The organism is Marinovum sp. (assembly GCF_034669705.1).
Taxonomy (GTDB): Bacteria; Pseudomonadota; Alphaproteobacteria; order Rhodobacterales; family Rhodobacteraceae; genus Marinovum.
On record NZ_JAXMOR010000019.1, the window covers coordinates 50325 to 69101 of the forward strand.

At 68.9% G+C, this 18777-nt stretch carries 16 protein-coding genes; 5 read left to right on the top strand and 11 right to left on the bottom strand.

The window, feature by feature from the left end; translation table 11 throughout:
- Positions 1 to 10: 10 nt before the first annotated feature.
- The 5 genes from VOI27_RS14180 to msrB form a co-directional block, all read right to left on the bottom strand.
- On the bottom strand, positions 11 to 991 hold the full coding sequence (locus VOI27_RS14180) for a TraB/GumN family protein (RefSeq protein WP_323766010.1): 981 nt from the start codon (positions 989 to 991) through the stop codon (positions 11 to 13).
- A gap of 21 nt (positions 992 to 1012) precedes the next feature.
- On the bottom strand, positions 1013 to 1456 hold the full coding sequence (locus VOI27_RS14185) for a hypothetical protein (protein ID WP_323766011.1): 444 nt from the start codon (positions 1454 to 1456) through the stop codon (positions 1013 to 1015).
- A 25-nt stretch (positions 1457 to 1481) separates the two neighbouring features.
- Positions 1482 to 2963: a protein adenylyltransferase SelO gene (locus VOI27_RS14190; RefSeq protein ID WP_323766012.1), complete on the bottom strand. Its 1482-nt coding sequence runs from the start codon at positions 2961 to 2963 to the stop codon at positions 1482 to 1484.
- Between the two features lie 370 nt (positions 2964 to 3333).
- A complete protein-coding gene (gene msrA / locus VOI27_RS14195; RefSeq protein ID WP_323766013.1) occupies positions 3334 to 3849 on the bottom strand; it encodes a peptide-methionine (S)-S-oxide reductase MsrA in 516 nt (171 codons plus the stop codon).
- Entirely contained in the window at positions 3846 to 4295 is a 450-nt protein-coding gene (msrB, locus tag VOI27_RS14200) for a peptide-methionine (R)-S-oxide reductase MsrB (RefSeq protein WP_323766014.1), read from the bottom strand. Before msrB ends, msrA begins: the two co-directional genes overlap by 4 nt.
- A gap of 379 nt (positions 4296 to 4674) precedes the next feature.
- Between msrB and VOI27_RS14205 the strand changes: the two genes are divergently transcribed.
- The gene (locus VOI27_RS14205; protein ID WP_323766015.1) at positions 4675 to 5874 is read left to right on the top strand and encodes an ROK family transcriptional regulator; all 1200 of its coding nucleotides are present in this window, start codon (positions 4675 to 4677) and stop codon (positions 5872 to 5874) included.
- 6 nt (positions 5875 to 5880) lie between these two features.
- On the opposite strand, the gene VOI27_RS14210 is transcribed toward VOI27_RS14205, so the two are convergent.
- From VOI27_RS14210 to VOI27_RS14225, 4 genes are read right to left on the bottom strand one after another with little or no spacing between them, the layout of a single operon-like run.
- Positions 5881 to 7488, bottom strand: coding sequence for a GMC family oxidoreductase (locus VOI27_RS14210; protein ID WP_323766016.1), 1608 nt, complete (start codon positions 7486 to 7488; stop codon positions 5881 to 5883).
- Positions 7485 to 7931, bottom strand: a complete 447-nt coding sequence (locus VOI27_RS14215) for a hypothetical protein (protein WP_323766017.1) — start codon at positions 7929 to 7931, stop codon at positions 7485 to 7487. The genes VOI27_RS14210 and VOI27_RS14215 overlap by 4 nt, the downstream gene beginning before the upstream one ends.
- Positions 7931 to 8920, bottom strand: a complete 990-nt coding sequence (locus tag VOI27_RS14220; RefSeq protein WP_323766018.1) for a phytochelatin synthase family protein — start codon at positions 8918 to 8920, stop codon at positions 7931 to 7933. The genes VOI27_RS14215 and VOI27_RS14220 overlap by 1 nt, the downstream gene beginning before the upstream one ends.
- Positions 8917 to 10443, bottom strand: coding sequence for a multicopper oxidase family protein (locus VOI27_RS14225; RefSeq protein ID WP_323766019.1), 1527 nt, complete (start codon positions 10441 to 10443; stop codon positions 8917 to 8919). Before VOI27_RS14225 ends, VOI27_RS14220 begins: the two co-directional genes overlap by 4 nt.
- A 153-nt stretch (positions 10444 to 10596) precedes the next feature.
- Here VOI27_RS14225 and VOI27_RS14230 point away from each other — a divergent pair, with 153 nt between their 5' ends.
- The 4 genes from VOI27_RS14230 to VOI27_RS14245 all read left to right on the top strand — a co-directional run bounded on the left by VOI27_RS14230 (position 10597) and on the right by VOI27_RS14245 (position 16436).
- Positions 10597 to 13893, top strand: a complete 3297-nt coding sequence (locus VOI27_RS14230; RefSeq protein ID WP_323766020.1) for an adenylate/guanylate cyclase domain-containing protein — start codon at positions 10597 to 10599, stop codon at positions 13891 to 13893.
- A complete protein-coding gene (locus VOI27_RS14235) occupies positions 13890 to 14738 on the top strand; it encodes a class I SAM-dependent methyltransferase (protein ID WP_323766021.1) in 849 nt (282 codons plus the stop codon). Before VOI27_RS14230 ends, VOI27_RS14235 begins: the two co-directional genes overlap by 4 nt.
- The gene (locus tag VOI27_RS14240; protein WP_323766022.1) at positions 14735 to 15124 is read left to right on the top strand and encodes a DUF3307 domain-containing protein; all 390 of its coding nucleotides are present in this window, start codon (positions 14735 to 14737) and stop codon (positions 15122 to 15124) included. Before VOI27_RS14235 ends, VOI27_RS14240 begins: the two co-directional genes overlap by 4 nt.
- A 106-nt stretch (positions 15125 to 15230) precedes the next feature.
- Positions 15231 to 16436, top strand: a complete 1206-nt coding sequence (locus tag VOI27_RS14245; protein WP_323766023.1) for an LL-diaminopimelate aminotransferase — start codon at positions 15231 to 15233, stop codon at positions 16434 to 16436.
- Positions 16437 to 16549: 113 nt separating this feature from the next.
- Here the strand turns inward: VOI27_RS14245 and VOI27_RS14250 are convergent, their stop codons facing one another.
- Both VOI27_RS14250 and VOI27_RS14255 read right to left on the bottom strand, forming a co-directional pair.
- The gene (locus VOI27_RS14250; protein WP_323766024.1) at positions 16550 to 17635 is read right to left on the bottom strand and encodes a thiolase family protein; all 1086 of its coding nucleotides are present in this window, start codon (positions 17633 to 17635) and stop codon (positions 16550 to 16552) included.
- Positions 17632 to 18768, bottom strand: a complete 1137-nt coding sequence (locus VOI27_RS14255; RefSeq protein ID WP_323766025.1) for an AMP-binding protein — start codon at positions 18766 to 18768, stop codon at positions 17632 to 17634. Before VOI27_RS14255 ends, VOI27_RS14250 begins: the two co-directional genes overlap by 4 nt.
- Positions 18769 to 18777 lie beyond the last annotated feature (9 nt).

Genomic DNA, 18777 nt, shown 5'->3' on the forward strand with positions numbered 1-18777 from the left:
CCCCGGGGTCTCAGAATTCCAGCCGCTCGAGATCATAGCCACGCGCCTGCAGCTGGTTGAGCAATCCGCTCTCGCCCATCAGATGCGCCGCCCCCACCGCGACCATCAGCCGGTCTTCCGGCGCCGCCTCGATCACCTCGATCCAGGCCAGGTTGCGATCGGTCAGCAGCTTGGCTTCCATCTCGTCAAGCATCGCCTCGGTCTGCGCCTGAGGCAGGTCGAGATGGGCAAAGGTCATCTGCCGCGACAGCCGCCAGTTGTCGGAATGCGCCTCGTCGAAGTAGCTGTTGACCGTGGTCACCAGCAGATCGGCGCCGGTCGCCTCGGGAAAGACGCCGAGCCGCAGCATGTCGAGCTGGTCTTCCAGCGGTTCCTCGTTGAACACCCGGAACACCGTGTCATAGGCCTCGATCGAGCTGCGCGGCACCTCGGCCTCCGCGGCCACGGCCTCGATCCGCGCGTCAAGCCCGCCGCCGTCCTGCATCAGGTCCATGGCGCAGCCGGGCAACGCCAGCACCAGCGACAGGTACCAGGGCTGCATCTTGGCCGCCATCACCGCCGGGATGCCGCGGCTGCGGGCGGCCTCGGCCAGGGCCTGCCAGTCGCCTTCCTCCAGCAGTTCGGGCAGCGAGGTGTCCTGCAGCAGGAGCAGCGAGGTATCGGCGGCGAGGTTGCGCTGCAGCGCCTGGCGGTCTTCCTCGTTGGCCTCGAGAAACAGCCGCTCGGCGCGTTCGATGTCGGGCGTCAGCCGTGCCATCACCGGGTCGAGCCGCGGGTCGGGGATATGGATCGTGCCGACGACATCAATCACCCTGTCGCCGCGGACCGCGCGCCAGCGGTTCCCCTCCGGGAACGGCGTCGCCTCGGCCGCCGCCGTCAGGGCCGCCTGCTCGGCCGGGCTCAACCCGGCGCGCAGATCGGTGCCCTCGCAGCTGGCCGCAAGCGCCTGCGGCAGAAGGAGCGCGAACAGCGCGGACATCAGGTAACGCACGGCGGGCCTCCGGGGGCGGGGTCAGTGAACAGCGATGATCTCGTGGCGCGCGCCGTTGAAGTCGAAGCTGTCGCCGGCGCCCAGCCCCTCCATGGCACGAAAGATCGGCGCGGCGGGCGAGATGCCCATCACCGTCTGGCCGTCGACCTCGAATTCCGGCGTCGCCACGCAGACCACCAGCACCCGACCGTCCAGCTCGACGGCGGCGCCGGGGGTGATCTCGTCCTTGGCGCCGAAGTCGATCTCGTTGATCCGGCGCAGCCGGGCCTCGTCATCATGCATCGCCTCGTCCCAGGCGGCGGCCAGCTCGCCGTTCGACTCGGCGCGGCTCTGCTGGTCGTGTTCCAGCGGCTCGTTGCCGGGCACGCGGGCCTCGGCCACCAGGGTCTCGTATTTCTCGCGGGCCGCGTCATAGTCGTCGCGGGTCAGCTCGAGAAGGCGGGTCTTGATCGCGGATTTGTCCATGTCTGCTCCGTTTGCGTTGGGGGTGTCAGGTGCCGCAGAAGGTCTTGTAGGGGCCAAAGCTGCCGGGGGCCGGGCGGGCGTAGTCCTCGAGCCCGTCGCGCTCCTCGTAGGGCGCGCCCAGCACCTCGAGCAGCCGGGTGATCGGCCCCATGTCGCCCTCTGCCTCAGCAGCCCTCAGCGCCTCTTCGACCTTGTGGTTGCGCGGGATGTAGAGCGGGTTGACCGCATCCATTGCGGCTCTGAGAGTGGCCGGGTCGCGCCCCTCCGCCGCCAGACGGCTTCGCCAATGCGGCAGCCATTCGCGGATCGCCGTGGCGTCGTCGAAGAGTTCGATCACCGGGGCATCCTCGCCTTCGGCGGCCTGCGGCAGGGCGCGGAAGAACAGGGTGTGATCGACAGTCTGCCCCGCCATGGCGGCGTAGAGCGCGTTGACGAAGCCGATGTCGCTGTCGTCGCCCTCGGTCAGCCCGATCTTGGCGCGGGCGCCGGCGAGCCAGTGCGCGGAATAGACCTCGGGGAACTCCTCGAGCTCTTCGGTGGCCAGCCGGATCGCCTCCTTTTCATCGTCATGCAGCAGCGGCACAAGGGTTTCGGCCAGCCGGGCGAGGTTCCATTGCGCGATCACCGGCTGGTTGCCATAGGCATAGCGGCCGCCGTGGTCGATCGAGGAGAACACCGCCTTGGCGTCGAAGGTGTCGATGAAGGCGCAGGGGCCGTAGTCGATGGTCTCGCCCGAGATCGTCATGTTGTCGGTGTTCATAACCCCGTGGACAAAGCCCACGTGCATCCATTGGGCGATCAGCGCCGCCTGCCGGCGGATCACCGCGCGCAGAAAGGCGAGGTAGCGGTCGTCTCTGCCGGCAAGCTCGGGGTCGTGGCGGGCGATGGCGTATTCGGCCAGCTGGCGGACGCGGTCGCGCTCGCCGCGGGCGGCAAAATACTGGAAGGTGCCGACCCGCAGATGGCTGGCCGCGACCCGGGCCAGCACCGCGCCGGGCTTGGCGGTCTCGCGCCAGATGGTCTCGCCGGTGGTCACGGCCGAAAGCGCCCGGGTGGTCGGGATGCCCAGCGCATGCATCGCCTCGCCGATGACGAACTCGCGCAGCACCGGGCCAAGTACTGCCTTGCCGTCGCCCCCGCGCGAGAAGGGCGTGCGGCCCGAGCCCTTCAGATGCAGGTCGCGGCGGCGGCCCTGGCTGTCGATCAGCTCGCCCATCAGGATCGCGCGGCCATCGCCCAGTTGCGGGCTGAAGCCGCCGAACTGGTGGCCGGCATAGGCCTGCGCCAGGGTCTCGGCGCCCTCTGGCGCGCGGGCGCCGGCAAGGATCGCGGCGCCTTCGTCGCTGTCGAGCGCCTCGGGATCGAGGGCCAGCTCTTCGGCCAGCTCCGTATTGAGCAGCAGGATGCGCGGCTCCGGCACCTTGTCGCCCTCCCAAGGGACGTAGAAGCCGTCGAGCTCGCGGGCATAGCTGTTGTCAAAGGTGAAGCGCGGCGTGTGATGTGTCATGGAGTACAAGGTGTGTCGGTTGCGGGGGATTTCCAAGGGGTGATCGCGCTTTCGGGCGCGCGGGCTGTGCCACAACAGGACGGCCCTGGGCTTGGAGGAGTGCGCTGGCTGGTCAATTGTGGGCGATTATCCTGGCGAAGGGAGAGGCCCCGGATCAAGTCCGGGGCGCCGTTGGAGGGGGGCCGGTGCCACGGAAACCGCCGCCGTCCCGGGCCTGACCCGGGACCTCCCGGCCAACGACACTCTGCAACGTCGCAGTGCCGGGTGACGGGAGAGGCCCCGGATCAAGTCCGGGGCGCGGCTGGTTTGTGTGCCGGTACCACGAAGGCCACCGCTGTCCCGGGTTCGATCCGGGACCTCACTGTCAGAGCTACTCCGCCGCGTCGCGCCGGGGCAGCACCCAGTGCTTGCGCGGGAAGTGGCAGGTGTAGCCGCCGGGAAAGCGCTCGAGGTAGTCCTGATGCTCGGGCTCGGCTTCCCAGAAATCGCTCACCGGCTCGACCTCGGTCACCACCTTGCCGGGCCAGAGGCCCGAGGCATCGACATCGGCGATGGTGTCGAGCGCCACCGCCTTCTGATCCTCGTCGACGTAGTAGATCGCCGAGCGATAGCTCATCCCGCGGTCGTTGCCCTGCTGGTTGAGCGTGCTGGGATCGTGGATCTGGAAGAAGACCTCCAGCAGCCGGCGATAGGAGATCTGCTCGGGATCATAGGTGATCTCGATCGCCTCGGCATGGGTGCCGTGATTGCGATAGGTGGCATGCTCGACGTCGCCGCCGGTATAGCCCACCCGGGTTGCCTTCACCCCCGGCAGCTTGCGGATCAGGTCCTGCATGCCCCAGAAACATCCGCCGGCAAGGACGGCGCGCTGTGTGGTGTCGCTCATTGGGTCACCTCTTCGACCTGGTCGATGTACTCTCCATAGCCCTCGGCCTCCATATCATCGCGGTGGATGAAGCGCAGCGAGGCGGAGTTGATGCAATAGCGCAGCCCGCCGCGATCGCGCGGGCCGTCGGGAAAGACATGGCCGAGGTGGCTGTCGCCATGGGCCGAGCGGACCTCGGTGCGGATCATGCCGTGGCTGCTGTCGCGCAACTCGGTGACATGCGCCGGCGTGATCGGCTTGGTAAAGCTCGGCCAGCCGCAGCCGCTCTCGAACTTGTCGGAGGAGGCAAAGAGCGGCTCGCCGGAGACGACGTCGACGTAAATCCCCGGCTCCTTGGTGTCGTTATACTGGCCGGTGAACGGCCGTTCGGTGCCGTTTTCCTGGGTCACCCGGTATTGCTCGGGGGTGAGCCGGGCGATGGCCTCATCGGATTTCTTGTATGTCACGTGGAACCCCTCCAGATTTCTTGGTTGGTGCGAATGTGGGGGCGCCGTGGCGGTTTGTCCAATATCTGTCAATGCCGTCACGCCAGCGTGAGTTTCAGCGCGTCGTTGCACACCGGCCCGAACTCCGGTGCAGCAGATGGCGAATGCGGGTAAGTCACCGGCGCGCGCTCGTCTCCCCCGAAACGCCAGCCCAGACCCAAAGCAGCGGGCCTCTTCTGAAAGCGCCATATTTCACCCGCGACTGGACCGGTGCGGCCACCTCGCCCATTCTGGGAAGGAAAACAGACGCTAAGAGCTGATTCGCAGCGCAGTTCGGACTTAATAAATAAATTTTATTTATTAAGTCTCGCGTATACAGAGTGGGCAGGAGGAACGATAGATGACTCAGGACACCAGCCGTAGCTTCAGCAGCGGCGTGAACCAGAGCGGCGTGCGCGACTACAACGAGCGTTTGCTGCTATCGATGATTCAGCGTCATGGCCCGATGCCGGGCTCCGACATGGCGCGCCAGTCCAGCCTTTCGGCGCAGACGGTCTCGGTGATCCTGCGCTCGCTCGAGGCCGACGGCCTGCTGGTCAAGGGCGAGCCGCAACGCGGCCGCGTCGGCAAGCCGCGCATCCCGATGGCGCTCAATCCCGCCGGCAGCTTTGCTTTCGGGCTCAAGATCGGACGTCGCTCGGCCGACCTTGCGCTGATGGATCTGACCGGCGAGGTGCGGGCCCAGATGCAGATCCAGTATCACTTTCCCGACCCCGACAAGATGCTGACCTTTCTCGGCGAGGGCATCGAGAGCATGTCGACGGCGCTGGACCCCGAGCAGCGCAAGCTGATCTGCGGCATCGGCATCGCCGCCCCCTTCGAGATGTGGAAACGGCACGATATCATCGGCGCGGACGACCGCTCCTACGACAGCTGGCAGGGCCGCGATCTGGTGCGCGAGGCGACGGAGTTCACCGAACTGCCGATCACACTGGTCAATGATGCCACCTCGGCCTGCTATGCCGAGAACACCTTTGGCCAGGGCCGCAGGTTCCGCGATTACGCCTATTTCTTCATCGGCGCCTTCGCCGGCGGCGGCGTGGTGATGAACGGCGCGGTTTTCGAGGGTCCCCGCGACAATGCCGGCGCGCTGGGCTCGATCATCACCCGAGATGCCGAGGGACGGCCGGCGCAGCTGATGGACCGGGCGTCGATCTTCTGGCTCGAGACGGCGATCCGCGAGGCCGGCGGCGACCCGGCGCAGCTCTGGTCGCGCGGGGCCGACTGGGCCACCTTCGAGGACCAGCTCGGACCCTGGATCGAGATGGCGGCGCAGGAGCTGGCGATGGCGGCGCTGTCGTGCTGCGCGGTGATCGACTTCGAGGCGGTGCTGGTCGACGGCGCCTTTCCCGCCGCGGTCCGGTCGCGACTGGTGAGGCGGATGTCCGAACTGTCGCGCGACATCGAGACCATCGGCCTGTTTCGCCCCGAGTTCGCCGAGGGCAGCGTCGGCGCCAACGCCCGCGTGCTGGGCGCCGCCTACCGGCCGATCGCTTCGCAGTATTTCCTCGGCTCCGGCGGGCTGACCGCGGCGCGCTGACGCCGCTCAGCCGAGGATATGCGCCGCCGTGCGCATCGCCAGCGCCGCGATGGTCAGCGTCGGCGCATTGACCGGCATGGTCACATGCGCCGAGGATCCCATGACATAGAGGTTCGGGTGCTGATGGCTCTGCTGGTGGCTGTTGACCACCGAGGTCCTCGGATCATCGCCCATCCGCGCCGTGCCGCCGATGATGGCGTTCGAGAGGTAGACCGCGTTCGAGCTGACCTCGGTCGCGCCCAGCCGCTCGAGCACCTCGGTGTTGATCTTCCGGGAGATCTCCATTCCGGCGCGGGTATACTCGTCGAGACAGTAGGCGATGCGCGGTTTCGGCAGGCCGGCGCTGTCGGTCTCGGTCGAGAGGGTCAGGCGGTTGTCGGCATCCGGCAGGATCTCGGCGCTGGAATTCAGCCGCAGATGGCGCGAGACGATGCGGTTGAGCTCGCTGACCAGCGCCTGTCCCATCAGACCCTTGGCGATCAGCTGCCGCGCCACATCGGTGCCGTCGGAATTGCCCGAATGGCCCGAGTTCATGAAGCTGGTGCCGATGGCGGCATGTGACGCGCGAAAGGCGCCATCGCGCAGTTCGACCAGTCCCGAGGTCTGTTGCGGACCGCGATAGGGGTAGACCGGGTCGCGCGTCACCCCCTTGGTGTCCTGGTTGGCCTGGGTGATCAGGTAGCGGCCGACCGCGCCAGAGCCATTGGCGACCCCGTTCGGCGCGGCCTCCTGCGCCGACATCAGCAGCAGGCGGGGGTTCTCGATGGCATGACAGCACAGCGCATAGACGTTGGCGGTGACGCGGGTCTGGCTGCCGTCGGGGCGGCGCACGTCGACGCCGGTCACCCGGCCCTCGGCCCCGAGATTTATCCTCGTCACCACCGCCTCGGTGATGATCTGCGCGCCGGCGGCCTCGGCCTTGTCGGCGATCACCGAACCGTCGAGCTTGGCCCCGATGGGGCAGATCGGCACGCAGGTGTTGTTGCCGCAACAGGCCGGGCGGCCATCGAACTGCACCGAGTTGCGGGCATGGCTGAAGATGCCGGAGTGCAGGCCCATCTGTTTCAGCGCGATATCGACCCGGCTGTCGAGATAGGAGGCGGGGACCGGCGGCATCGGAAAGGGCTCTTTGCGCGGCGCGCCCCAGGTGTGCGCCATGCTGCCGGCCACGCCCCAGATGGTTTCGGCGCGGGCGTAGTGGTCTTCCAGCTCGCCATAGCTCACCGGCCAGTCGCGGGCGACGCCATAGCTGCTCTTCATGCGGAAATCGGCCGGCCGCAGCCGGTCGGCAAAACCCATCCAATGCCAGGTAGAGCCGCCGTAGATCCGCAGGTAGGCCCCGACGAACTCCATCGGCCCCGCCTGGTCGTAAAAGCTGGCATAGCCGCCATCCTGCGGATGCGGCGCCCAGGGGTTTGACGGATAGGGCGCCTGCGGGCCCTTGACCGGGTTGTTGGCAAAGACCGACATCCAGTCGTGCCGCGGCTTTCGCGGCCCGGCCTCGAGCACGGTCACCTGCCGCCCGGCCTGCGCCAGCTCCAGCGCCAGATGCGCCCCGGCCATGCCGGCACCCACCACCAGCACATCGACGGTCTGTGGCACCGGCGCCGTCATCGCTGCGGCTCCTGCCAATGCCCGAAGGGGCCGCCGCACAGCCCCGGCGCGGTGGCAAAGGTCAGCGCCTGCCAGCCAAGGCAATAGTCGTAGTATCGGACCTCGCCATCGACCTCACCGGTAAACAGGAAAGTGGCGATCCAACGCATCTGGTCACCGGCGCGGGTGCTGGCGTCCCGGCTCATCGACGCAAGCTCGGGGCGGCGACGGGCCAGCGCTACCAGCGCGAACATCGCCTCGGTGCCAAAGGCGCGGGCAAACTCGGTCTCGCAGGCCTCGAGCAATACCGGCGGAAGATAGGTCGTGCCGCCGATGGCGCGAATGATGTCGCGGAACATCGCCAGGTCATCCTCGACCCCGAGCCGCGCCGCCGCACCGGTGGGCGCCATCGCGATGGCCGCGGAAAGCAGTCGGATCACCTCGCGGCGGTCAAAGCCCGGCATCAGTACGTCCTCACCAGCGCCAGCCCGCGCGACCGGCCCGAGGCGCTGTCGGTATCCAGCATCGCCTCGTAGAGCAGCGCCATCGGGATCCAGGCCGGCGGATACTTGTAGCCCGCCACATCAAGCACCAGCACCGAGTCGCTCGGTGCGTGATAGGCGCCGATGGGCGAGACATGGCCAGAGCCGTCCTGGCCCACGATGCCGCGGTTGTAGTTCACGATCACCCGTGTGGCGGGGTCCGACAGCGCGTTGGTCAGGGCGCTGCGCATCTGGTCGAGATCGCTCTCATCGGCAAAGATCGTTGTCGGCTGCACGTCGAGGTGGGTCAGGAACTGGCCGATCTGGTCGAGGGTCAGCCCGTCGGTCACCACGCCTTCAAAGCTTTTCACCTGCTGGTTGGCCTCGGTAAAGAGGTTCTCTTGGGTGAAATAGGGGTAGGGATAGCGCATGGGGTCGATCGGCCGGGTCAGCCCGTCTTCAAAGGAATTGAGCACCGCAGCCATGCTGGCGATCGAGCAGAAGGTGAGGAATTTCTCGCTCTCGACATAGGGCGACACACGGAAATAATCGCCGTTGAACCGGCTCTCGACCACCCGCGCGCCGCCGTCCTGGCTGGTAAGATAGACGACGCGGGTGTCGGCGCCCTCGGCCGCAGCGGTGACCAGCGGCGCGAACGGGGCGGCCGAGACGACCGAGGCCTCGGTGCCGAAAAAGCCCGCCAGCCGGTCGATCTCGGGATCAGAGAGCTGTTGCGCCACCGCCTGCATCACATCCGCCGTGCCGCCGCTGCGCTGGCCGGACTTATAGGCGTGCAGCGCGTTGTGCAGATAGGTCTGCGACTGGCCATGGATGATCGGGATGTGATCGATATGGGCCACACCGTCGACCGAATGGCACGACAGGCAGGTCTCGGCCTCGACCGGCGGCGCGGCCAGGGCAGGCGAGGCGGCAAGGCAGAAGGCCAGCAGGGCCGGGCGCAGGGGGTTCATGGCAAAATCCTTACGTTCATCATCATGCCGGCGTCCTCATGCGGCAGGATGTGGCAATGGGTGACGAAATCGCCGTCGAAATCCTCGAACCGCGACCGTAGGGTCAGGGTGCCGGCCGCCGGCACCACGAAGGTGTCATGCCAGGGCCGCTCCGCCAGCGGCACGCCGCTCACGGCCACCACCTGAAACGGGTTGATGTGGATGTGCATCGGATGCGGATAGGCGGTGGTGTTGACGAAGGTCCATTCCTCGGCCGTGCCGAGCCTGGGGTCGAGATGCCAGTCGTCGGGGTCATAGGACTGCCCGTCGATGGTGAAGGCAAGGTCGAAGACCGCCCGAGGGTCCTTGCGCTCGCCCAGTACCACGGTGCGTCTGCGCACGATCTCGGCGTCGGTGATGTCTGGCGGCGGCGCGGCGCGGGCGGGCATCAGGCCCGAGGGCGCGCCGCCCGGCGCGATGTGCACCTGGCCCAGGGTCCGCGCCTTCAGATCGACCAGCCCGTGACGATAGGGCTGGCGCACCATGTCGTGCAGACCGGGCGCCAGCCCTTCGACCACCACGTCGACCCGGTTGCCCGGCGACAGGAGCAGGCTGTCAACCGGTTTCGGTTCGCGCAGCGGTGTGCCATCGCGGCCCACCAGGGTGGCCGCCAGTCCCATAGCCTTGAAATCCAGCGGACAAAACTGGAAATCATTGGCCAAAAGCAGTCGCCAGAACTGGCGCTCGCCCTGACGCAGGCGGATCGTCGGCCGGTATTGGCCATTGAGCGTGAAGATCCGCGGCGCGCGCAGCGACATGAACTGCCGCGGGTCGTCGAAATCCGCCGCGTCGCCGCCGATCACCGTCTGGATCACGATTTGCCGCTCCGGCAGGCCCTCTGGCACGTAACCCTCTGGCTCCACGAGAATCATTCCCGCCATGCCGCTGCCGATCTGTGCTGCAACCGAGCCGTGCCAATGCGGGTGGTACCAGAAGCTGCCGACCGGATGATTTTCGGGAATCTGCACGTGATAGTTGAACGCCTCTCCCGGCGCCACGGTCAGAAAGACATTGTCGCTGCGCCCCTTCGGGCTGACGTGCAAGCCGTGGAAATGCAGGTTGGTGGTGTTGAAATCATGCGGCGCCACATGGCTGCTGCCCACCGGCCCGCAAAGATCGGCGGCCTCGAAAAGCGCCGGGTCCGGCATGGGCAACGGGTTCGGCGGCAGGGCATTTTCCAGCCGCAGATCGATCGCATCGCCGGGGCGCAGCCGCAGGGTCGGGCCGGGTAAGCCCCCGTTATAGCGCCGCAAATTGCGCGGTTTGTCATCGACCAGCGCCATCGAAAGCTGCGGTCGCAGGGTGGCCTGCAGGCGGCCATCGCGGCTGCGGATCTCGGACGGATTGGCCAGGTCGCCGGGGCCGCCAAGGCCGAAGCCTGCCAAGCCGTCGGCCTCGGCCCGGCCGGACCAGCCCAGCCCCGCCGCCGCGCCAAGCGCCACGCCGCCGGCCCCAAGTGCCAAGATCTGCCTGCGATTGTGCATGGACTCCCTTCCCGGTTGCCGGCCATTAAGTCTCCGAATACTGAAAAAATTGACATACCTATATACCGTTCCTCAGCGTAACCCGCTATAACTGTGATGAATATCACTATAAAATACTTTGATTATTTCGTTCGCGCGCGGCAGGGGGACCGATTGCAGGTTGAAGATTGGCTTCGCAGCCACGGACTTGAAAAATTTGCCGCGCTTTTCGCGGAGCACGAGATCGGCCTCGATATCCTCGGGACGCTGACCGGGGCTGATCTGCGAGAACTGGGTCTGCCGCTGGGGGCGCGCAAGCGGATGCTGCGGGCCATCGCCGACTTCAACGAAACCGCCATGCCTGCCGCGCCGGTTGCCGCGACCGCGCCGGCGCCCAAGGCCGACGAGGGCGAGCGCCGCCAGATCACCGTGCTGTTCTGCGACCTGGTGGATTTCACCGGCCTGGCCACGGCGATGGACCCTGAGGACCTCGAGGCGCTGATCGCCCGCTTTGTCGAGACCTGCCGCGCCGAGGTGGCGCGCTGGGGCGGTCACGTGGGCAATTACCTGGGCGACGGGCTGCTGGTCTATTTCGGCTGGCCGCAGGCGTTTGAGGACGCGCCGCAGCGCGCTGCCCATGCCTCGCTCGCCCTGGTGCGCGCGGCGGGCCGTCTGCGGGCGCCCTCTGGCCGGCCGTTGCAGGTGCGTGTCGGCATGGCGACCGGACTGGTGCTGGCCGGGCGCAAGCTCGACTCGGGTTCAGGCCAGCTCGACACTGTCTTTGGCAAGACACCGAACCTCGCCGCCCGGCTCGAGGCGCTGGCCCAGCCCGGCGAGGTGCTGATCGACCGGGCGACGGCGGCGCTGCTGCCAGAGCCACGCTTTGCGATGACCGATCTTGGCGCGCATCTGGTCAAAGGGTTCACCACCGCGGTCGATGTGGTGCGGCTCGACGGCGCCTCGGTCCAGTCTTCGCCCAGCCGGGCCCGCAGCGCCCGCCTTGGCGAGGCGCCGATCGAGGGGCGTGACGGGCCGATGGCGCTGCTCGCCGGCTGGTGGCGGGAGGCGCAGAGCGGTCAGGGCCTGCGGATCGTCGCGCTCGAGGGTGAGGCCGGCATCGGCAAGAGCCACGTCAGCGCGCATTTCCTGCGCGCCTGCCGCAACGACGGCGGTCAGGGCCACGAGCTGCAATGCTGGCCCTACAACGACAACGCCACGCTCTACCCGATCGTGGCCTGGCTCTACGAACGCGCCGGGGTGATGCCGGACGCGCCGGTCGAGATGCGGCGCACCGCTTTTGCCGGGCTGGCGGCGCGGCAAGAGCTGCCGCGCGATGTCTACCTGAGCGGTCTGGGCGACCTGCTCGACCTTGATCCGGCGCTACTGGTGCAATCGTCGGAACTGCGCCGGGCGGCCTGGTTCGGGGCGATCGCGCGGATCCTGCGGGCCGATTGCGCCGTGGCACCGATGGCGCTGGTGCTCGAGGACATGCACTGGACCGATCCGCTGACCGATCACCTGCTGGCCGACCTTGCGGTCACGGCCGCCGATCTGCCGCTGATGATCCTCTCCACAGCGCGGCCGCAGGCGTCGCCCCGCTGGGCCGATCTGCCGCCGGTCCGCCGGATCGAGCTGACCCGTGTCGGCCGGCGCGCGGCCGAGCGGATGGTGACCCAGCTCTCGGTCGGGCTGACCGCCGAGGTGCGCGAGCGGATCGTCGAGGCCTCCGACGGGGTGCCGCTCTTCGTCTCGGAGCTGACCCGTGACATCATCAAGCGCGCCCGCGAGGGCAGCGGCGATGCCGCCGCGCTGACCATACCGGCGACGCTGCAGGGGGTTCTGGCTGCACGTCTTGAATCGGCGCGCGACGCGCGGCCGGTGGCGCAGGTGGCCAGCTGCATCGGCCGGGTCTTCGACCCCGGCGTGCTGGGGCGCGTGATGGGCCGCGACATGGCCGATCTGGCGCCGATGCTCGACACGCTCGAGACGCTGGCGCTGATCGAGCCGATCGAGGCCGAGGACCGCCGTTACATCTTTCGTCACGCGCTGATCCAGGAGGCGGCCTATCAGTCGCAGCCGAAATCGCGGCGCCGGGCGATTCACGGTGCGATTGCCGACGCGCTGGCGCTCAGCCCGACCGCCGACGACCGGGTGCTGGCCAACCACCTGACCGCCGCAGAGCGCTATTCCGAGGCGGTCGAGCGCTGGAAGGGCGCCGGGCTGCGCGCCGCCCGCCGCTCGGCCCAAGGCGAGGCGATCGAGCATTTCCGCCGCGGCCTCGGGCTGCTCGAGAAGCTGCCCGCCGGCCACGACCGCGATGCCCGGCGGCTGGCGATGCTGCTGGCGCTGGGGCCGGTGCTGTCCTCGCATGACGGCTATGGCGCCGAGACCGTCGGCGCGCTCTATGTCGAGGCCGCGGCGCTGGCCGACACCGCGGGCCAGCAGGCCGAGCGCTTCGCGGTGCGCCGCGGGCTCTGGATGTACCGCCAGATGAGCGCGCAGTACCCCGCCGCCGAACAGGTGGCGCAGGACATGCTGGCGCTGACCGGCGGTGCGGCGCCCAATGCCGCGCTCTCGCTCGAGGCGCACCGGGCGCTGGGCGCCACCGCCTTCATGCTGGGCAATCTGCGCGAGGCGCGCCGCTCGCTCGAAACCGCCATCGACGGCTATGCCAGGGGCGCCGGCGCCGGCAATATCGCGCTGTTCGGCGATGATCCGGGGCTTGGCTGCATGGCCTATCTCAGCAGCTGCCTGTGGTACCTCGGCGAACCCGAGGCCGCACTGCGCTGCTGCGACGAGATGCTGTCGATCGCGCGGCGGATCGAGCATCCGTTCTCTCTGGCGCGCTCGCTCACCTTTTCGGCCTACACCTATCACCTGATGCAGGATTTCGACCGGCTGCTGCCCACCGCCGAGGAGGCCGCGGTGCACGCCCAACGTTTTGAGTTTCCGTTTCACGAAGGGGTGGGGCGGATCCTCTGGGGCTGGGGGCTGTGCAAGCTTCGCGATCACGACCGCGGGCGTGGCCTGATCGACGCCGGTTTCGACCGCTACGACGCCTCCGGCAGCTTCATGCTGCGGCCGCTCTACCTGACCCTGAGGGCGGAGCTCGCGGCCGAGAGCGGCCGGCCGTCGGAGGCCTGGGCGCTGTCGCAACGCTCGCGCGACGGGCTGGAACGCAGCCAGGAGAACCTGGTGCGGTCAGAGGTGCTGCGGGTGCAGGGCGAGCTTCTGGCGCAGCGCGGCGAGACCGCTGAGGGGCTGCGCCACATCGATCAGGCCATCGCCGTGGCCGAGGCGCAGGCTTCGGTGTTCTGCGCCCTGCGCGCCCATGTCTCGGCCGTGCGCATCGACCCCGACCGCGCCCCCGCCCTGGCCCGGGCGCTGGCCGGCTTTCCCGCGGGCCTGGCCAGCCCCGACATTGCCGCCGCGCAACGGGCGCTGGCGGCCAGCCAGAGGCAGACCACATGACCAACCAGCCCGTCCACGAGATCTGGAACGGCCAGTCCGGCCTCGACTGGGCCCGTCACCAGCGCGACCTCGACCACTACCTGGCGGGATCGATGGACCGGCTCGCCGCGCTCGTGCGGCTGGCGCCGGGGCGCCGGGTGCTCGAGATCGGCAGCGGCGCCGGCAGCTTCAGCCTCGCCCTGTCGCAGGCGGTGGGGCCGGGCGGAGAGGTGCTGGGCCTCGACGTCTCGGAGCCCTTGCTGGCGCTGGCCCGGGCGCGGGCGGCCCATTGTGACAACCTCGCCTTCGAGCGGCTGGACATCCAGACCGAGGACCTTGATCGGCACGGTTTCGACATCTGCACCGCCCATGTGGGCATGATGTTCTTTTCCGACCCGGTGCTGGCACTGTCGCGCATCCGCAGCCGGCTGGCGCCCGGCGCGGTGATCGCCTTCAACGGCTGGTCGGCGCAGGACAACCCGTGGTTTTCGCTGCCGATCTCGGTGGCCGAGCGTCACCTTGGCGCGCTGCCGCCCGGCGCCACCGGCGAAACCCCGCCGCCGGGGCCGCTGGCCTTTGCCGATGTGACCCATGTAACAGGCCTGCTGCGGGCGGCAGGCTATGATCGCATCGAAGGGTGGCAGGAGGCGATCATGATCCGCCATCCCGAAGGACTGGACGCCCTGATGCAAACGCTCTCCTACGTCGGCCCGATCTCGACGCTCTATCGGATGAAACAGCCCGACGCCGCCCTGAAGGCCCGGATCGCCGCCGAGATCCGCGACGCTTATTCGGCCTACATCGACGCCGAGGGCGCAGTGGCGCTGCCGGGCTGCATGACCTTCTACCGCGCGGTCGCGCCGTGAGTGGCGAGGCGCAGTGGCTGCTGCTCCTGCTCCTCGGGTTCCAGGCCAAGCACCTGGCCGCCGACTACCTGCTGCAAACTCCCTTCATGCTGTCCGGCAAGGGCCGTTACGGCCATCCCGGCGGCCTGCTGCATGCCACCATCCACGGCGGGTTCAGCGCGGGGCTGCTGGCGCTGGCCGGGCTCGGCGCCGGGGCGATCACGGCGCTGGCGCTGGCCGAGACGGTGCTGCATTACCACCTCGACTGGGGCAAGGAGCGCTGGCTGCGCCGTCGCGGCCTGACCACCGCCGCGCCGCAGTTCTGGATGGCGCTGGGGGTCGACCAGTTCCTGCACCAGCTCACCTACCTGGCGCTGGCGGCGCTGGCGCTCGGGCTGTCGGCCTGAGGCGAAAAACGGCGCGCGGCGGGGTCTGATCCGAAAATCGGGCTACCAACCGGCGGCGACCAAGGGTAAGCCACCCGGATCACCCAGCAACAACCGAAATAGTCCCATGTCTGATGAATTCTACCGCCTGAGCCTTCTGCCGCCCTATGTCATCGCCGAGGTGAACGCGATGCGCGCGGCGGCGCGGCGCAAGGGCGAGGACGTGATCGATCTCGGCATGGGCAACCCCGACCTGCCGCCGCCGCAGCATGTCATCGACAAGCTGATCGAAGTGGCGCAGAAACCCGACGCCCACGGCTATTCGCAGTCCAAGGGCATCCCCGGTCTGCGCCGGGCGCAGGCCAATTACTATGGCAACCGCTTCGGGGTCACCCTCGACCCCGAGACCGAGGTGGTGGTGACCATGGGCTCGAAAGAGGGCCTTGCGTCGCTCGCCACCGCGATCACCGCGCCGGGCGACGTGGTGCTGGCGCCCGATCCGTCCTACCCGATCCACACCTTCGGCTTCATCATGGCCGGCGCCACGATCCACGCGGTGCCCACCACCCCCGACGCGTTCTATTTCGAGAGCCTCGAGAAGGCCGTCGCCGACTGCCGCCCCAAGCCAAAGGTGCTGGTGGTCAACTACCCGTCCAACCCCACCGCCGAGACCGTCGACCTCGCGTTCTACGAGCGGCTGGTGGCCTTTGCCAAGGAAAACAGCCTCTACGTCGTCTCGGACCTCGCCTATTCCGAGCTCTACTATGACGGCAAGCCGACCCGCTCGATCCTCGAGGTGCCGGGCGGCAAGGACGTGGCGGTGGAGTTCACCTCGCTGTCGAAGAGCTATTCCATGGCCGGCTGGCGGATGGGTTTTGCCGTTGGCAATCCGCGGCTGGTGGCGGCGATGACGCGGGTCAAATCCTACCTCGATTACGGCGCCTTCACGCCCATTCAGGCCGCCGCCTGCGCCGCGCTGAACGGCCCGCAGGACATCGTCGCCGAGAACCGCGCCCGCTATCAGAAACGCCGCGACGTGATGGTCGAGAGCTTTGCCCGCGCCGGCTGGGACATCCCGGCGCCTGCCGCCTCGATGTTCGCCTGGGCCAAGCTGCCGCCGGCGCTGGCGCATATGGGCTCGCTCGAGTTCTCCAAGGAACTGCTGACCAACGCCAATGTCGCCGTCGCGGCCGGTGTCGGCTATGGTCCGCGCGGCGAAGGCTATGTCCGCATCGCCATGGTCGAGAACGAGCAGCGCATCCGGCAGGCGGCGCGCAACATCCGGCGCTATTTCCAGAAGATGGGGATCAATACCCCCGCGCAGGGCGAGTAGGCCGGGCGGTTTCCGGGGGGCCGGCCCCCCGGACCCCCACGCCCGGGGGACCAGCCCCCCGGGACCCCCCGAGGTATTTTTGAACAGAAGAAGGCCCTTGGGGCAGTGCCCGATCAGCCCGGGGCGTGCATCACCAGCGCCGTGCCCAGCCCACCCGCCGCGGCAATGGCGGCGAGCCCGGTGCCGGGCGTGGCGCGCAGTTGGTGGAACAGGTCGACCGCGAGCACCGCGCCGCTGGCGCCGATCGGGTGGCCCCGCGCCAGCGCGCCGCCGTCGCGGTTGACGATCTCGCGCGGCAGCCCGGCGCCCTGCTGGCAGGCGATGGCCTGCACCGCGAAGGCCTCCATGATCTCGGCGCTGACCAGGCGCTTGCGGTCTTTGGCCGAGAGTACTGCCTCGATCGCCGCCACCGGCGCGAGGCCGGGCAACTCGGGCGTGTCGCCGAGGGTCTTGCCGGCCACGATCTCGGCCGTCGCGCGCCCGCGCGCAATCCGCTCTGAGACCACCACCACGCAGGCGGCGGCATCCGCCGCCACCGCCATGTTGGCGGCGGTGATCTCGCCATGAACCCGTGGCGCGCGGGCGCAGAGCCGCGGCGTCAGCGCGCGGGCAAAGGGATCGGTGGCCAGCCCGGCGATCTCGACAATCCCCGCCGGCCGCGCCTGCAGAGCTTTCGCGTGGCTCTCCATCGCCCAGAGGTCCTGCGCCGCGCGGCCGATGCCCAGCCTGCGTCCGAGCCGGTCGGCGGCCTCGGCCATGCCCGGGTCGCGCTCGGGCCAGGGGGTGAAGCGCGCCTGATCGTAGGGCTCCGGCGGCCGGCCGTCGGCAAAGCTGCGCAGCCGCTGGGGGCGGCGCGAATAGCTCTCGATGCCGCCGGCGATCACCACCTCGTGCAGCCCGCCGCGCACCATCGCCATGGCCAGCAAGAGCGCATCCAGCCCGCCGGCGCATTGCCGGTCCACCGTCAGCCCCGCCACCCGCAGGGGCAGCCCCGCGGCCAGCGCCGCCAGCCGCGCCGGATTGCCACCGGCGCCGAGCGCATTCGACAGGACCAGTTCGCCCACGTCTTCCGGCGCCAGCCCGGCATCGGCCAGCACCGCGCGGATCACCGGGGCGGCCAGGTCATGCGGCTCGAGCGCGGCGAACGCGCCGTGACGCGGGACCACGGCGCTGCGGCGGGCGGCGAGGATGTGGCTCATGTCTCCGCCCGCCGTGCCAAGGCCGCAATGTCGGGCTTGCCGGCGGGCAGCAGCGGCAGTTCCGTCAGCCTGACAAAGCGCTGCGGCACCGCCGGCAGGGGCAGGGCGGCGCGGCAGGCGGCGCGCAGGGCGGCCTCCTCGGCCGTGCCCTGGTGGAAGCAGACCATGCGATGCCCGCGGGCCGCATCCGGGCGTGGCACCACCGCGCAGGCGGCCACGCCCGGCAGTTGCGAGACCACCGTCTCGATCTCTTCGGGAAAGACGTTGTGGTCGGCGACGGTGACCATCCGGCTCTTGCGCCCGCGCAGAAAGAGTGACCCGGCCCTGAGATAGCCCATCTCGCCGATGCTCAGCCAAAGGCCGTCGCGCCGGGTGTCGGGCGCGCTGCCACTGGCGTAGCCCTCGAAGAGATAGGGGCTGGCGACCCAGATCTCGCCGGCCGCGCCTTCGGGGGCGTCAATCCGCAGCGTCACGCCGGGATAGGCGCGACCGACCGAGCCGGCGGGGGTGTCGCTGTCGCTCATGGTGATGAAACTGGTCTCGCTGGCGCCGAAAAAGCCGCGCAGATCGGCCTGGGCAAAGCGCGCCTGCACGGCGGCCTGAAGCGCGGCGTCGAGCGGCCCGCCGCCGCAGAAGATGCGGCGCAGCGCCGGGAACGCGGCGATCCCCGCCGCCTCGGCGCCGCGCAGGAGCAGGCGCAGCTGGGTCGGTGTGGCATAGATCACGCTGATCCCGGCGTCAGCAACGAACCGTGCCTGCGCCCGCGGCCCCATTCCGGCCAGCGCCGCCACGTCGGCGCCGATGTGAAACGCTTCGAGCAGGGCATAGAGGGTCAGCGAATGGCCAAGCGCACCGAAGGTCGCGTAGCGGTCGGTCGCGGTGACGCCGAAGACCTTGGCCGTCACCGCGAAGGAGCGCTGCCAGCTTTCGGGCCGTCGTCGGATCACCTTGGGTGCGCCCGAGGAGCCGGAGGTCGCGCAGGTGAGCATCGGCGGTCCGCCCGTCGCCACCGGCCCGGCCGGCGACAGGTGCAGCCCGCCGCCGCGCCGGACCGCGTCCAGCAGGGCGGCGAGGCCCGGAGCGTCGGGGGTCAGCAGGGCGCTCTCGGGGGATATGCAGAAGCTTTCGGCCATTGCCCCGTT

What these genes read in the sequence shown, in the direction of transcription:
- VOI27_RS14245 (WP_323766023.1), top strand. Translation starts at nt 15,231, where the DNA reads ATGTCTGATGAATTCTACCGCCTGAGCCTTCTGCCGCCCTATGTCATC.
- VOI27_RS14235 (WP_323766021.1), top strand. Translation starts at nt 13,890, where the DNA reads ATGACCAACCAGCCCGTCCACGAGATCTGGAACGGCCAGTCCGGCCTC.
- VOI27_RS14185 (WP_323766011.1), bottom strand. Translation starts at nt 1,456, where the DNA reads ATGGACAAATCCGCGATCAAGACCCGCCTTCTCGAGCTGACCCGCGAC.
- VOI27_RS14255 (WP_323766025.1), bottom strand. Translation starts at nt 18,768, where the DNA reads ATGGCCGAAAGCTTCTGCATATCCCCCGAGAGCGCCCTGCTGACCCCC.
- VOI27_RS14210 (WP_323766016.1), bottom strand. Translation starts at nt 7,488, where the DNA reads ATGACGGCGCCGGTGCCACAGACCGTCGATGTGCTGGTGGTGGGTGCC.
- VOI27_RS14250 (WP_323766024.1), bottom strand. Translation starts at nt 17,635, where the DNA reads ATGAGCCACATCCTCGCCGCCCGCCGCAGCGCCGTGGTCCCGCGTCAC.
- VOI27_RS14225 (WP_323766019.1), bottom strand. Translation starts at nt 10,443, where the DNA reads ATGCACAATCGCAGGCAGATCTTGGCACTTGGGGCCGGCGGCGTGGCG.
- msrA (WP_323766013.1), bottom strand. Translation starts at nt 3,849, where the DNA reads ATGAGCGACACCACACAGCGCGCCGTCCTTGCCGGCGGATGTTTCTGG.
- VOI27_RS14220 (WP_323766018.1), bottom strand. Translation starts at nt 8,920, where the DNA reads ATGAACCCCCTGCGCCCGGCCCTGCTGGCCTTCTGCCTTGCCGCCTCG.
- VOI27_RS14190 (WP_323766012.1), bottom strand. Translation starts at nt 2,963, where the DNA reads ATGACACATCACACGCCGCGCTTCACCTTTGACAACAGCTATGCCCGC.
- VOI27_RS14205 (WP_323766015.1), top strand. Translation starts at nt 4,675, where the DNA reads ATGACTCAGGACACCAGCCGTAGCTTCAGCAGCGGCGTGAACCAGAGC.
- VOI27_RS14215 (WP_323766017.1), bottom strand. Translation starts at nt 7,931, where the DNA reads ATGCCGGGCTTTGACCGCCGCGAGGTGATCCGACTGCTTTCCGCGGCC.